General features: G+C 75.5%; 12 protein-coding genes. 3 read left to right on the forward strand and 9 right to left on the reverse strand.

What is annotated here, in order from left to right; all coding sequences use genetic code 11:
* The first annotated feature begins 726 nt into the window (after positions 1 to 726).
* Entirely contained in the window at positions 727 to 2,574 is a 1,848-nt protein-coding gene (locus BX286_RS05390; RefSeq protein ID WP_398898224.1) for a serine hydrolase, read from the forward strand.
* A 29-nt stretch (positions 2,575 to 2,603) separates the two neighbouring features.
* Here BX286_RS05390 and BX286_RS05395 read toward each other — a convergent pair whose 3' ends face one another.
* The 6 genes from BX286_RS05395 to BX286_RS05420 all read right to left on the reverse strand — a co-directional run bounded on the left by BX286_RS05395 (position 2,604) and on the right by BX286_RS05420 (position 7,174).
* Positions 2,604 to 3,281, reverse strand: coding sequence for an IS5 family transposase (locus BX286_RS05395; RefSeq protein ID WP_237292620.1), 678 nt, complete (start codon positions 3,279 to 3,281; stop codon positions 2,604 to 2,606).
* Between the two features lie 278 nt (positions 3,282 to 3,559).
* Entirely contained in the window at positions 3,560 to 3,973 is a 414-nt protein-coding gene (locus tag BX286_RS05400) for a VOC family protein (protein WP_079424245.1), read from the reverse strand.
* A 219-nt stretch (positions 3,974 to 4,192) separates the two neighbouring features.
* Positions 4,193 to 5,530 carry an AMP-binding protein gene (locus BX286_RS05405; RefSeq protein ID WP_261993365.1) on the reverse strand — a complete coding sequence of 446 codons (1,338 nt, stop codon included), beginning with the start codon at positions 5,528 to 5,530 and terminating at the stop codon, positions 4,193 to 4,195.
* A 111-nt stretch (positions 5,531 to 5,641) separates the two neighbouring features.
* Entirely contained in the window at positions 5,642 to 6,073 is a 432-nt protein-coding gene (locus BX286_RS05410; RefSeq protein ID WP_107438227.1) for a DUF6234 family protein, read from the reverse strand.
* Between the two features lie 86 nt (positions 6,074 to 6,159).
* Positions 6,160 to 6,543, reverse strand: coding sequence for a VOC family protein (locus tag BX286_RS36410; protein ID WP_079424250.1), 384 nt, complete (start codon positions 6,541 to 6,543; stop codon positions 6,160 to 6,162).
* Positions 6,544 to 6,553: 10 nt separating this feature from the next.
* Complete coding sequence (locus BX286_RS05420) at positions 6,554 to 7,174, reverse strand: TetR/AcrR family transcriptional regulator (protein WP_079424252.1); 621 nt, start codon at positions 7,172 to 7,174, stop codon at positions 6,554 to 6,556.
* Positions 7,175 to 7,255: 81 nt separating this feature from the next.
* Between BX286_RS05420 and BX286_RS05425 the strand changes: the two genes are divergently transcribed.
* Both BX286_RS05425 and BX286_RS05430 read left to right on the forward strand, forming a co-directional pair.
* Positions 7,256 to 8,455 carry an FAD-dependent monooxygenase gene (locus BX286_RS05425; protein WP_121014647.1) on the forward strand — a complete coding sequence of 400 codons (1,200 nt, stop codon included), beginning with the start codon at positions 7,256 to 7,258 and terminating at the stop codon, positions 8,453 to 8,455.
* A 49-nt stretch (positions 8,456 to 8,504) separates the two neighbouring features.
* On the forward strand, positions 8,505 to 8,960 hold the full coding sequence (locus BX286_RS05430; RefSeq protein WP_237292624.1) for a nitroreductase family deazaflavin-dependent oxidoreductase: 456 nt from the start codon (positions 8,505 to 8,507) through the stop codon (positions 8,958 to 8,960).
* 55 nt (positions 8,961 to 9,015) lie between these two features.
* On the opposite strand, the gene BX286_RS05435 is transcribed toward BX286_RS05430, so the two are convergent.
* From BX286_RS05435 to BX286_RS05445, 3 genes are read right to left on the reverse strand one after another with little or no spacing between them, the layout of a single operon-like run.
* On the reverse strand, positions 9,016 to 10,596 hold the full coding sequence (locus BX286_RS05435; RefSeq protein ID WP_100864774.1) for an NAD(P)/FAD-dependent oxidoreductase: 1,581 nt from the start codon (positions 10,594 to 10,596) through the stop codon (positions 9,016 to 9,018).
* On the reverse strand, positions 10,593 to 13,382 hold the full coding sequence (locus tag BX286_RS05440) for a serine/threonine-protein kinase (protein ID WP_121014648.1): 2,790 nt from the start codon (positions 13,380 to 13,382) through the stop codon (positions 10,593 to 10,595). Before BX286_RS05440 ends, BX286_RS05435 begins: the two co-directional genes overlap by 4 nt.
* Complete coding sequence (locus tag BX286_RS05445; RefSeq protein WP_121014649.1) at positions 13,364 to 14,317, reverse strand: oxygenase MpaB family protein; 954 nt, start codon at positions 14,315 to 14,317, stop codon at positions 13,364 to 13,366. The genes BX286_RS05440 and BX286_RS05445 overlap by 19 nt, the downstream gene beginning before the upstream one ends.
* Positions 14,318 to 14,533 lie beyond the last annotated feature (216 nt).

Below are 14,533 nucleotides of genomic sequence, written 5' to 3' on the forward strand. Positions count from 1 at the left end.
TTCTGATGCAGTGTCAGATTCTTGCGGGCCGCCCCGTGCGGAGGGTACGCGGCGGAGGGGCAGATACCCAGTAGCGTGCGGAACGCCTGCGGCGGGCGGCGAGGGACCGGGCCCCGTGGCGGCCCGGGGCCGCGACCGCCCGGGCCGTCGGCGGACGACGGGCCCCGCACACGGCACGGGCGATGACACCGGACGGCGCGCGGCGGGCAGTTCGGAGCGGACAGGAGGCCGATCATGGCGGCAGTCACGGGGGCAGGCGCAAAGCCGGACGGACCGGCGACCGACGACACGACAGCACGGCCCGGAACCGGGAGCGGCACCCGGACGGCTCCCGCGACGGAGGCCAGGGCCGAAGCCGCGAGCGGGACCGGGACCGGGGCCGAGCCCGGGGCCGGGGCCGGGACCAGGGCCGGAGCCGGAGCCGGAGCCGGAGCCGGAGCCGGAGCCGGAGCCGGAGCCGCGGCCAACGCCGAAACCACGAGCGGGGCCAAGGCCAAGGCCAAGACCCGAGCCCAAGCCGAGGCCAGAGCCGGGAAGGGGGTCGTGGCCGGGACCAGGGCCGGGGCCGGAACCGGGACCAGGACCGGGGCCGAGGCCGGGACCAGGACCGGGGGCGGGACCGGAACCGGGGCCGACGCCGGGGCCGAGGCCGGGACCGGAACCGGGACCGGGACCGGGACCAGGACCGGGGCCGGGACCGGGACCAGGGCCGGGACCGGGACCGGGGTGGAGACCACGACCACGACCGCTACCAAGGCCACGGCCAGGTGCGGGGAGGGCCACGGGGACCCCTCCCACCCCGCGCCGGCGCTGAGCCGGCGGCGGCTCGGGGCTCGGTTGCTCGCGCTCGGCGGGGTGCTCGTGCTGCACGCGGCGCTCCCGGGCGGGTCCGCCGGGGCAGCCGAGCGGCGGGCCCTCCAGGGGCTGCGCCTGCGGTACGGGTCCGCGCGGCAGGCCGGGCTGCTGGACCGGCACCTCGAGGGCGTGGCGCAGGAGGCCCGGCGCTTCCTCGGTCCCTCCCTCGAACACCCCTACTACGCCGGCGCGGTGGTCCTCGCGGGGCGCGGCCGCACGGTCGCCCTCCACCGGGCCATGGGGGACGCCGTCCGGTACGCGGACTACGACGGGCGCACCGACCGGCCGAAGGAGTTCCCGGCCGCGGAGCGGATCGCCATGGCCGAGGACACCGTCTTCGACCTGGCCTCCCTCAGCAAGCTGTTCACCTCCATCATCGCCGTCCAGCAGATGGAGCGGGGCCGGCTGGAGCTGGAGGCCCCCGTGGACCGGTACCTGCCGGAGTTCACGGGCGGCGGCAAGGAAGCCGTCACCGTCCGGCAGCTGCTGACGCACACCTCGGGGCTCCGCTCCTGGGCGCCCTTCTACCAGGAGTCCACCCGCGAGGGGCAGTTGAGGCTGCTGTGGTCGGTGCGGCCGCAGGACACCCCCGGGACGGTGTACCGCTACTCGGACCTCAACCTCATCACGCTCCAGCTGCTCCTGGAACGGATCACCGGCCGCACTTTGGACACCCTGATCCACGACGAGATCACCGCTCCGCTCGGGATGCACCGCACTCGCTACAACCCCCCGCGCGCCTGGCGCCGTGCGATCGCCGCCACCGAGGTGCAGCGCCCGCCGTGGTCCGGCCTGGACCGGGGCCTGGTCTGGGGCGAGGTCCACGACGAGAACGCGTACGCCCTCGGCGGGGTCGCGGGCCACGCCGGGGTCTTCGGCACCGCCTGGGACCTGGCCGTCCTCTCCCGCACCCTCCTCGACGGCGGGGCCTACGCCGGACGCCGCATCCTGCGCCCCGCCTCCGTGGAACTCCTCTTCACCGACTTCAACACCGCCTTCCCCGGCGACGACCACGGCCTCGGCTTCGAGCTCTACCAGCACTGGTACATGGGCGCCATGGCCACGCCCCACTCGGCCGGCCACACCGGATTCACCGGCACCTCCCTGGTCCTCGACCCCTCCACCGACTCCTTCCTGGTCCTCCTCGGCAACTCCGTGCACCCCGTCCGCACCTGGCGGGCCGGCAGCGCGCCCCGCGTGGCCACCGGCAACCGCTTCGCCCGGGCCGTGCCGGTCCGCACGAGGCACGGCGGCCCGGCGTGGTTCTCCGGCATGGAGACCGGCGGCTCGGGCACCCTCACCCTCCCCCCGCTGACCCCCGCCACCGCCGAAGCCCGGCTGCGCTGCGCGGTCTGGTGGGACACCGTCCCCGGGGCCGGAGCCTTCCACCTGGAGGCCTCGGCGGACGGCGCCACCTGGCACCCCGTCCCCTTCTCGACGGTCCGCACCACGGGCGGCGCCCCGGAGCTGTGGCCGGAGGGCTCGGCGGGCGGCTGGTCGGGCCGCATCTGGCACCGCCTGGAGGCCCCCCTCCCCGCCTGGGCCGGCCGCCAGGTCAGACTCCGCTTCCGCCACACGGCAACGGGCCGCTACGTGGGCCGCGGCGTCTACGTGGACGTCATCCGCGTCTCCGAACCCCGAGCCCTCCTCTTCTCCGAAGACCGCCCCACGGACGCCGCCCGCCTCGAACCCACGGGCTGGACCCGCTCGTCGGACTAAGAGGGCGTCGCTGAACTCGCTCGTGGAGGTCATCCGCGGGCGAGTCGGCGAGACATGACCATGATCATGGCAAGGGAGACCACGGCCTCGTGGTGCTCGGGACGGGTCTCGTAGTCACGGACGCAGCGGCGGTGCTTGCTGATCCACGCCAAAGTGCGCTCGACTACCCAACGTCGCGGGAGCACCACGAGGCCCTTCATGTCGTCGGTGCGCTTGACTACCTCCACAGCGAGGTTCAGGACCGCCTTCGCCCAGGTCGCCAGGCGCCCTGCATATCCTCCGCCGGACCGGACCACTGTGATCGTGCTGCACGTGGAGCGTAGCGAGGCCAGCAATCGGAAGGCCGCGTCCCGGTCCTGGAGGCCGGCCATCGTGACGACCACGGCGAGCAGCAGGCCGCCCGTGTCGACTGCTATGTGCCGCTTGCGCCCGTTGACCCGCTTGCCGCCGTCGTACCCGCGACTGCTGGTACGGACCGTGTCAGCTCCGCGCACCGACTGTGAGTCGATCACCGCTGCGGTGGGCAGGGGCTTGCGGCCCTGACGTACGCGTACCTGATCGCGCAGAGCGTCGTGGAGGCGCTGCCATGATCCGTCGCGCACCCAGCGTCGGCAGATCCCGTACGCCGTCATCGGTGGCGGGAACCCGCGCGGCAACTGCCGCCACGGGATGCCGCCGCGCACGACGTAGAAGATCGCGTCGAGCACCAATCGGCGCGGATGCTTCTCCGGCCGGCCGCCTCTCTCCCCCCGTATTGGCTGGTGAAGGCAGGTGTGGCCCGACAATCGCCCACTGCTGGTCCGTCATCGACGAGGACGGGTAGGCCCGGCAGCCGGACTCGGCCGCAGCCTGGTCGCGGGCGGGGCATGACAGTTCCGACCCCCGGCCCAGCCGCTCGCCCACCGCAGCGAGGCCCGACGGCCACACGTCGGGTCTCGGGCCTCGCGACGGGGGCTCGTCGCAGACGGACCCCGCTGCGGCACCTTTACGCCGGCGCGGTACCAGCCTGCTCGCGCAGCGCCAGCCACTCCTGAAGCTCGATCAGATTCCCTTCCGGGTCCTCCAGGTACGCGACCCGTATCCGGTCGCCCATCGGGCCCGGGTCCCGGGTGAACTCCGCCCCCCGCGAGGTGAGCTCGGCATGGGCGGCGTCGAGGTCGTCCACCCGCAGCGCCACCAGCGAGCGGTATCCCTCCGGCTCCGCCCCCAACCGCCCCAGTACGCCGGCCATCTGCGCCCGATCCTGCAGCGCGATCGCGGCGTGTCCGGTATCGGGGCTGAGCTTGGCGTACGGGCCGCTCTCGGCCTCGAACTGCGGCTTGAGTCCGAGCACGTCGCGGTAGAAGCGGTAGACGGCGGGGAAGTCGGACACCAACAGGCGTATCTGGGTGAGTTCCATACTGATCTTTCTAGCCCAGTTCCGACTCCGGTTCCGGTCGATCGCGATCTTTGAGAGAGCCCCGCCGGAGTTCAACGACGCACACTAAGCGGTCTGCGCTCGGTCGCCCCTTCGTGCCCGGCTTCGAGGCATCCGGGCACATCGCCAGGAAGGGACTACGCCGAAGGCGGGAGCGATCCCGTACGGCCTCGGGCCCCGTCGCCCCCCCGTCGGGCCCCCTCAGTCCGCGTCGTTCCGGCGGCCCGTCACCACCAGGTCGCCGTCCGGGGTGCGGTGGGCGAGGTGGCCGGTGCGGAGGTAGCCGTCGGGGGTGAAGGAGCGGGCGTCGCGGTCGGGGGCGTGGTAGTAGCCGCGGACCGTGTGCGGGCCCCGGGTGAGGAGTTCGCCGGGGCCCCCGTCGGGGACGGGGGCGCCCGTGGCGTCGACCAGGCGGATCTGGTCGTCCGGGGACAGCGGGCGGCCGTGCGTGGCGAGGGCGGTGGCGGCCGGGTCGGACGGGCGGGTGAGGGTGAGGAGGCCCTCGGGCAGACCGAACACCTGCTGGACGCGGCAGCCCAGGGCCGTGCCGATCCGTTCGGCGGTGGCCCGGTCCGGGGGCGCCCCGCAGATCTGGACGAGGCGCGGCGACGCGGAACCCGCGACGGGGAGGGCGTCGAGCCATTGCCGGGCGGTGTCGGGGGTCAGCGTGGTGACGGTCACCCGTTCCCGGGCCAGGGCGGGGAGGCAGACGGCCGGGTCCGGGGTGTCGGCGAGGACCACGGTGCCGCCTGCCGAGAGGGTGCCGAGGGCGCCGGGGCCGCCGAGGGCGAGGTCGGCGTCGGCGGGCAGGGCGGCGAGGTACACGTCCTCCTCGGTGAGGGACAGCAGCTCCGCGGCGGCGGTCACCTGGTGGGCGTAGTCGTTGTGGGTCCGCGGCACGAGACCGCCGCCACCGGAGAGCAGCAGGAACGCCACCTGGCCCGCGCTCAGCGGGAGCGCCGGCTCCGGCGGGGCGTCGAGGGAGGCCAGCGGGGCGTACTGGCAGTTCGACGGGTCGGTGGTGAGGCCGCCGTACGGGGACTCCGTGCCGGGCGTCTCGTACGTGAACACCCGCCGCAGGAAGGGCCACCGGGCCGCGATGCGGGCGGCCATCGCCGTGTGGCCGAAGCCCTCGTGGGCCGAGGGGCCGACGTATCCGACGGCCTGGGTGAGCCGTACGAGCTCGGGCACCTCGGGCTCGCCGTACGAGACCGGGCAGAACACGGGGACCAGCCCGGCGCGCATCAGCGCGAACGCGGTGACGTAGAACTCCGGCACGTTCGGCAGCTGGACGACCACCCGCATCCCGGGCCGCAGCCCCCGTCCCCGGAACCCGGCGGCCATCCGGTCCGCGCGCCGGTTCAGCTGCGCGTACGTGAGCCGGGCGCCGCCGTGCACGAGCGCGGTGCGCGGCCCGTACTGGAGGGCCCAGCCGCGCAGCAGGTTGTCCAGGGTGTTGCCCTGCCAGTGGCCGGCCGCCCAGTAGTGGTCGACGAACTCCTCCGGCCAGGGCGTACAGCCGTTGAGCATCGAAGTCATGTGCGTGTCCCCTCCCCGTTGATCTTGCCCAGCCAAACCCGCGTGCCCGGGCGCGGGCAATGCGCGGTCCCGACCAGGGAGACCGGTGCGCTTCGGTGGAACGTCCAACCGTCAGTTGCACCTGCCGCTGCCGCTGTAGCAGGGCACGTACTCCGGCCCGGGGCGCGGCGCCGGGCGGGGATGGGAGCGGTCGTGGTCGTGCTGGGCGAGGACGAGCAGGGCGGCCGCCACCGCGGCCGCGAGGAGGTGCGACGCCACCGTCCAACGGGCGCGCGACACCATCGCGAGAACGGCGAGGACCAGCATGGCGACGAGGAACTGCGACATCCAGACGCGTCCCGCGAGGTCCGCGGCCTCGATCCGCTCGGGGTCGCCCTGGGCGGCCCATCCCTCCATGCCGTGCCCGAAGAGGACGAGTACGAAGACGGCCGCTTCGAGCAGCAACAGCAGGACGGCGACGGTGACGTCCGCGCCGGTGGAGGTCCTGTGGGACCAGGGCCAGTGGCGCCGTGGGCGCGGGGCGTCGAGCGGTGCGCGTGTCATGCCGCCACCCTGCCGGGGCGGCCCCCTGCCGCGCATGAGTACCGGTACTCATGACCCCCGCCGGCCCGGGTGGTGTCCCGGACGGGTCAGGCGGATTCCTGGATCAGGCAGAAGGGATGACCCGCGGGGTCGGCGTAGACGCGCCAGCCGCGGGCGGACGGGGTGGCGTCGAGGAGGGTGGCGCCCAGGGCGAGGACCTGGTGTTCGGCGGCGTCGAGGTCCGGGACGGCGAGGTCCAGGTGGGACTGCTGGGGGTGGGCGGGGTCGGGCCAGCGCGGGGGGAGGTGACCGGGGACCTGCTGGAAGGCCAGGACCGCGCCCGTGGGGGCGTGCAGGGTGGCCCAGTGGTCGTCGCAGGTCCAGCGACGGTCGGGGCGGTTGACCTCGCCGCCCAGCAACGCCCCGTAGAAACGGGCGAGTTCGAGGGGGTCGGGACAGTCCAGGACCACGCACTGCAGTTCAGCGATCATGACCGGGATCCTAAACGGCCGGCCCCAGGACGGCATCCAGCATCCGGCGGACGGTGGCGGTGAGTTCGGCCGGGTCCGGGGCGGGGCGGGCGTGGGCGAGGGCGCCGGCGAGGCGGTCGTAGAGCAGGCCGTCCGTCCAGGCGGCCAGCAGTTCGGCGCTCTCCTGCGGCTCCGGGGCGCCCAGTGCCGCCAGGACCGCGGCCGCCCGCGCCCGGACGGCGAGGCCCGCCTCCCTCAGGTCCGGCTCCAATTCCGGGTTGCGGGCCGCCTCCAGGCTCAGCTCGAAGCGGGCCAGCTGGCGTTCGCGGCCGGCCGTCAGCCAGTGGTGCAGCAGGGCGCCGAGTGCCCGGGCGGCGGCGTCGCGGTCGGCCGGCGGGCTCAGCGGGCCTTCCGAGACGTTCAGTTCGGCCAGGCGGCGGTAGCAGGCGGCGATCAGGGCGGTCCGGGTGCGGAAGTAGTACGAGGTGCTGCCCGCCGGGAGCCCGGCGGCGCCGTCGACGGCGCGGTGCGTCAGGCCTCGCAGGCCGGAGGAGGCGACGAGGCCGATGGCCGTGTCCGCGATCAGCGTCCGGCGGTCCGGGGCGGAGGCGGATGCGGATGCGGGCGCGGGTGTGGGTTCCGGGGTGGACATGCAGCCACTCTACAGCTGTAGAGTGAGCAGCGAACCCTCTACGGACGTAGAGGGTCCTTGCCGGACGCAGGAGGCCGCGCCATGTCCGTACGCCAGCGCCACGCCGTCGTCGCGGGAGCCGGGATCGGCGGTCTCACCGCCGCGCTGGCCCTGAGCCGCCAGGGATGGAAGGTCACCGTGTGCGAACGGGCCGAGGGGCCCGCCGCCGTCGGCGCCGGCATCGTCCTCGCGCCCAATGCCCTGCGCGCCTTCGAGGCCATCGGCTTCGACCCCGCCCCCGGCACGGGCAGCGCCCCCGCCATGGCGATGGGCCTGCGCCGCCCCGGCGGCGGCCGGCTCAGCCGGGCCGACCCCGCCGCCCTGGCCGCCCGCTTCGGCCGGACCCCGCTCGCCCTGCACCGGTCGGCGCTGACCGCCGCGCTGGCCGCCGGGCTCCCCGAGGGCGCCCTGCGGTACGGGGCCGCCGTCACCGCGGTGGACGAGGGCGACGGGCGCGCGGTGGTCCGTACCGCCTCCGGGGACCTCACCGCCGACGCGGTCATCGCCGCCGACGGCATCCACAGCCCGCTCCGCCGCCGGCACTTCCCCCACCACCCCGGCCTGCGCTACAGCGGCGAGACCGCCTGGCGCACCGTGCTGCCCGCCGGGGCGGCGCCCGCGGGCATCGCGGCCGCCGAGACCTGGGGGCGCGGCGAGCGCTTCGGGACGGTCCCGCTCGCCGACGGCGGGCTGTACGCCTACGCCACGGCCGTCGTCCCCGAGGGGTACCGGCCCGCCGACGTCCGCACCGAACTCCTGCGCCGCTTCGGCACCTGGCACCACCCGGTCCCCGCCCTCCTGGAGCGGATCGACCCCGGGCAGGTGCTCCAGCACGACCTGTACGACCTCGCCGCCCGGCTCCCCCGGCTGCACCACGGCCGCATCGCCTGGATCGGCGACGCCGCGCACGCCATGACCCCCAACCTCGGGCAGGGCGGCTGCCAGGCCGTCGAGGACGCCGTCGTGCTGGCCCACCTCCTCGCCGGGCCCGACGTACCGGCCGCCCTGGCCGCCTACACCCGGGCCCGGCTCGCCCGGACGGACGCCATCCGGGTCCGTGCCCGCCGGGCCGGCCGGGTCGCCGCCCTGCGGCACCCACTGGCCGTCGCGGCCCGCGACCTCGCCTTCCGCGCCGTCCCCGCCGGGGCCTCACTGCGCGCCCTGGACGACCTGTTCAACGGCTTCACCCTGCCCGGGCCGAACGGGGCGGGGGGGAATGTCCGCCGTGCCCAGGGGCGTTGAGGCTCGTTGTCGAGTTTGTCGACGTGCAATCGAAGGCAGGGAGAACGACGTGACGAGCGACATCGACTGGGACCACCCCACCGACCCCAGGCCGGGCAGCTGGCAGCTCGACCACCTCCGCCAGTACGTCGGAACGAACGGGGCCGAGGGGCACGAGTGGCGCGGCACCCGGACCCTCCTGCTCACCACCGTGGGCCGGGTCTCCGGCAACCCCGTGCGGACCCCGCTCATCTACGGCGAGGCCGACGGCCGCTACCTCCTGGTCGCCTCGAAGGGCGGCGCCCCCGAACACCCGCTGTGGTACCGGAACCTGACCGCCCACCCCGAGGTGCGCATCCAGGTCGGCCCCGACGTCATGCAGGGCACGGCGCGCACCGCGACCGCCGAGGAACAGCGCGCCTACTGGCCGGTGATGGTCAAGGAGTGGCCCGCGTACGACGAGTACCAGGCGCAGACGGACCGGGTGATCCCGATCGTGGTGATCGAGCCACACCGGGTCGACTGACGTCCGGCCGAGGTCCGGCGGCGGCTCCGGTCCGGGCGGCCGGACCCGGCCGGGGTCAGCGGTCCAGCAGCGCCATCGCCGCGTTGTGTCCCGGGATCCCGCTGACCCCGCCGCCGCGGACCGCCCCCGCCCCGCACAGCAGGACGTTGGGGTGACCGGTCTCGACGCCCCACCGGCCCGCCTCCCCGTACGGCCAGGACAGGTCGCGGTGGAAGATGTGCCCGCCGGGCAGGCGCAGTTCCTGCTCCAGGTCCAGCGGGGTCTTCGCCTCGATGCAGGGCCGGCCGTCGGCGTCGAAGGCCAGGCAGTCGGTGATCGGCTCGGCGAGGTGGGCGTCGAGCTGGGCCAGGGTGGCGGTCAGCAGGACCTCGCGGGCCTGCCGGTTGTCCTTCTCGAACAGCCGGGCCGGGGTGTGCAGTCCGAAGAGGGTCAGCGTCTGGCAGCCCTGCTCCGTCAGTTCCGGTCCGAGGATCGTGGGGTCGGTCAGCGAGTGGCAGTAGATCTCCGACGGCGGTACGGACGGCAGTTCCCCGGCGGCGGCCTCGGCGCGGGCGCGCTGCAGCTGCTCGTAGCCCTCGGCGATGTGGAAGGTGCCGGAGAAGGCCTCGCGGGGGTCCACGGAGGTGTCGCGCAGCCTGGGCAGCCGGCGCAGCAGCATGTTGACCTTGAACTGGGCGCCCTCGGGGGCCCGCAGCACCGGGTCCGGGGCCTCCCCGAGGAGTTCGGCCAGCGCCTTCGGGGAGGCGTTGACCAGGACCGTGCGCCCGACGACGCCGCCCTCGCCGTTCGCCGTCCGGAAGGTGACCTCGGCCGGGGAGGTCCCGTCGGTGTGGATGCGCAGCACCTCGTGCCCGGTGGCGATCTCCGCGCCGCCCGCGCGGGCGGCGTCGGCCAGGGCGTCCGTCAGCGCGCCCATGCCGCCGACGGGCACGTCCCAGTCGCCGGTGCCGCCGCCGATGACGTGGTAGAGGAAGCAGCGGTTCTGGGCGAGGGAGAGGTCGTGGGCGTCGGCGAAGGTGCCGATCAGGGCGTCGGTGAGGACCACGCCCCGGACCAGGTCGTCGGCGAAGCGCTCCTCCACCGCCCGGCCGAGGGGCTCCTCGAACAGCATCCGCCAGGCCTGTTCGTCGTCGATCCGGGCCCTCAGTTCCGCCCGGGTGGGCAGCGGTTCGGTGAGGGTGGGGAAGACCCGTGCGGCGAGCCGGCCGGTGGTGGCGTAGAAGGCGCGCCAGGCCTCGTACTCCCGGTCGGAGCCGGTGAGCCGCGCGAAGGATTCCCTCGTACGGTCCTCCCCGCCGCCGACGAGGAGTCCGCCGGGGCGGCCGCCGCGTTCGAAGGGCGTGTACGAGGACACCGTGCGCCGGCGCACCCGGAACCGCAGCCCCAGATCCCGGACGATCTTCCCGGGGAGCAGGGACACGAGGTAGGAGTAGCGCGAGAGCCTGGCGTCGACCCCGGCGAAGGGCCGGGTGGAGACGGCGGCGCCGCCGGTGTGCCCGAGCCGTTCCAGGACGAGGACGCTGCGGCCCGCGCGGGCCAGGTAGGCGGCGGCGACGAGGCCGTTGTGGCCGCCTCCGACGATCACCGCGTCGTACACGTCGTGCGCGAAACCCGTGGAGCCTGCGTTGACGGTCATGGCTCTTGGTAACACACCTGGCCCAGCCGCTCCAGACAGTGGGCTTCGTCGGCGTGGGCCAGGACGGTGTCCGGGTGCTCGTCGCCGAGGGAACGCTCGCGGATCCCGGACAGCTCCCGGTAGACGGGCAGTGCCAGGTCCCAGCGGCCGAGCCGGCCCAGTGCGACGGCCAGTTCGCGGCGGCTGACCAGGGTGTCCGGGTGCTCCGCGCCCAGCGCCTTGGCACGGGCCGCACCCACCTCGCGGGCTTCGGCCGCCGCCTCCTCCCAGCGGCCGAGGCGGCCCAGGTTGACGCCGAGGACGTGCCGCGCCCGCAGGGTCTCCGGGTCGGCCGCGCCGTAGGCCCGGGTGCGGTCGCGGACCAGGGCCCGGAAGAGGTCGAGGGCCTCGGCGGCGCGGCCGGTGCGGCCGAGCGCGATGCCGGTCTCGTAACGGGCGGCGAGGGCGTCGGGGTGGTCCCGGCCGAGGACGCGCTCGCGGGCGGCGGCGACCTGGCGGAACACGCTCAGTGCCTCGTTCCAGCGGCCGAGCCGGCCCAGGGCGTAGCCGACCTCGTACCGGGTCAGGAGGGTGTCGACGTGCTCGGGGCCGAGCACGTCGGTGCGGTCGGCCGCGACCGCGGCGGCGGCCTCGTGGGCCTCGGCGTGGCGGCCGAGGGCGCCGAGGGCGCAGGCCAGGTTGTGGCGGCAGCGCAGGGTGTCGGGGTGGCGCGGGCCCGTGGTGCGGATCCGGGCGGCGAGCACCGCGCGGTACCTCTCGTAGGCCTCGCCGTGGCGGCCGAGGCGGCCGAGCTCGTACGCCTCCTCCTGACGGGCGGCCAGCGTGTCGGCGTGGTCGGGGCCGAGCACCCGTGCCCGGCCCTCGGCCACGGCCGCGTACACGGCAAGGGCCTCCTCGGGCCGGCCGGCCCGGCTGAGGGCGAAGGCGCGGATGTGCCCGGCGTCGAGGGAGTCGGGCCGGCCCGGGTCGGTCGGGGCGTGGGCGGCGACGGCACCCTGCGCGTGGGCGGCGGTGAGCCGGGGGTCTTCGGCCGGGGCGGGCCGCAGGATCCGGTGCTCGGCGGAGGCTCCGGCGGTCACGGGGTACCCCTCGGCGGCGGCGAGCGGGTCCGGCCCGGGCGCGGCGGCGCCGGGACCGGCCGGCGCGGACGGATGGGCGGCCCGTCCCGGGGCGGCCCCGGCGGCTGCGCCCGAGCCGCGCTCCGGGGCCGCGGCCGGGCCGGCGGCGTGGCCGGCTCCGGGGGGTGTCGCTCCCCCGGTCCCGGCTCCCGCGGGACGGCCGGGGGCTGCCGGGTGGCCGGGCAGGGGCAGGGAGGCCGTGCCGGACGCGGGCGCGGTCGCCGTACCGGGAACGGGGCCGGTCGCCCGGTGCCCGCCCTCGGGGCCGAAGTGGCCGGCACCGGACGCGGGGTAGCCGTCGGACAAGGACCCGCCACCGGGTACGAGGTGGCCCTCGGCCGCCGGGGGCGCACCCGGAACGGCGTAGCCGCCGGACCCGGCGGTGCCGCCGCCCGGCAGCGGCAGGTGCCCGCCGGGCGCGGAAAGCCCGGCCGGCAGCAGATGGCCGGTTCCGGGCAGCACGTGGCCGGGCCCGGGCAGCACGTGGCCACCGGGCAGCGAGTGGCCGGGCCCGGGCAGCACGTGGCCTCCGGACGGCACGTGACCGGACCCGGGCAGCACGTGGCCACCGGACGACAGCGGATCGCCGGCCCCGGGCAGCACGTGGCCACCGGACGACAGCGGATCGCCGGCCCCGGGCAGCGCCTGCCCGCCGGACGGCAGCGGGCGGCGGGCCGCCGTCCAGGAGCCGGTGAGGACCGCCCACTCCCCGCTGGCCGGCCGGGCGTCGATGCCGGCCTTGCGCCCCGCGGTCATCCCCGCCGCCCACGCGGGCAGCGGAGCCTGCACGCGGGCCGCGCCGCCGGGGCCGACGCGGGCGTCGACCAGCCGCCGGTGCAGGTGGCGGGCGTCTCCGGGGCGGTCCTCGGGGCGCTTGGCCAGCAGGTCCAGCACGATCCGCTCGAAGTACTCGGGGAGCTCGGGCCGGTGGTCGCGGGGCGGCACGGGCGCGGTGTCGCGGTGGCCGACCAGCACGGACCAGGAGTCGCCCAGGTCGAAGGGCGGGGCCCCGGTGGCGATCTCGTAGAGGACGCAGCCCAGGGAGTAGAGGTCGCTGCGGTGGTCGACCTCGCCGCCCGCGATCTGTTCGGGCGACATGTAGTGCGGGGTACCCATGGCCATGCCGCCGCCGGTCAGCTTCGCGGTGAAGCCGATGTCGGCGGCCAGACGGGCGATGCCGAAGTCGCAGATCTTCACCGTGCCGTCGGTCAGCCGCATGATGTTGGCCGGCTTCAGGTCGCGGTGGACGACGCCCTGGTCGTGGGTGTAGCCGAGGGCGGCGGCCATCTGCTCGGCGATGTCGAGGACCACGTCGACGGGGAGCGGGCGCGCCTCGTTCTCCTCCATCAGCTGGCTCAGGTTGCGGCCGTCGAGGAGTTCCATGACCAGGTAGAGGGGGCCGCCCGCCGCACTGTCGTCGCCGAAGTCGTGCACGACGGTGACGCCCCGGTGCTGGAGGGAGGCGGCGACGCGCGCCTCGCGCCGGAAGCGTTCGCGCAGCACCTGGGTGAAGTGGGCGTCCTGTTCGGCGCCGACCGGCTTGAGGCACTTCACGGCGACCTGCCGGCCCAGCGACTCGTCACGGGCGCGCCACACCTCGCCCATGCCGCCGCGCCCGATCAGATCGAGTGACCGGTACCGGCCCTGGATCAGTCTGGACTCCGCCATGTCTTGAAGCCGCCCCCGTCATCGTGCCCGTCGTCGTATCGCGCCCTCCCCGGCCGGTCCAGTATGGCCGCTGACTTACGCAGTGTGTACGCGGAGGGGCGGCTCCCGGGGCCCAGTCGGCGCATCGCTCTCAAGATGTGACCTGGAGGCAGCTGCCAGCGTAGACCTGCGGGAATGGTGCGCAGCACGCGACCCGTGAGGCGCAGGCGCCGGGTGACCGTGAGGGAGGGTGGTGCGGGGCGGCCGTACAGCTGGTGCGCCCAGCCGGGGAGGGAGGCGTAGGCGAGTCCGGCGAGCGGTCGCCACAGCAGGTTTCGGCCAGGTACCAGCAGCGGCGAGACCGGCGGCGAGCGCAGGAAGTCGTCCACCGCCCGGGCGTCGGTGCCGGCGGCGAGCCGGGGGCGGATCCCCTCGAAGTACGCGGCCAGCTGCGCGGTGTCGGCGGGTACGGCGGCCGGGTCGAGGCCGACGAGACGGGCGTTGACGCGGTTTTCGTCCACGTAACGGTCGGCCTGGGCGGGAGTGAGGGGAACGCCGGACCGGCGCAGTACGTGCAGGAAGCTGTCGATCTGGGCGCAGTGCACCCACAGGAGGAGTTCGGGGTCGTCGACGGGGAACCGCTCGCCCGTGTCCGGGTCGGTGGCGGACAGCCGGCGGTGGACGGCGCGCACACGGGCTCCGGCCCGCTCGGCGGCCTCCGTGGTGCCGTAGGTGAGGGTGCCGACGAAGTCGGCGGTGCGCAGCAGCCGGCCCCAGGCGTCCTCGGCGAAGGCGGAGTTCTCCATCACCCCGCGGACGGCGCGCGGGTGGAGGGCCTGGAGGTAGAGGGCGCGGACCCCGGCGATCCACATGACCGGGTCTCCGTGGCACTGCCAGGTGACGGACCCGGGTCCGTACAGTCCCGGGTCGGCGTCCTCGTACGGGGTTCCGCTCATCGCCCGCCTCCCGCGGTGAGCCTACCCAGGCGGGCGCGGGTCCGACCGTCCCCGGCGCGGCGCGGCGCGAAACCGCCGTACGGCGGGGCGGCGGCACGGAGCCGTCGGCGGCGGGCGGGTGTCAGCGGTCCGTCAGGACCGGGCCGCCCGGCGTCAAGGTCCCGTCAGGGGCCGTCGGCGGGCGGCCGTACCCGGGGATAGCTTCGGTGGCGCGCC

Source organism: Streptomyces sp. 3211.6, assembly GCF_003634815.1.
GTDB classification, from domain to species: Bacteria; Actinomycetota; Actinomycetes; order Streptomycetales; family Streptomycetaceae; genus Streptomyces; species Streptomyces katrae_A.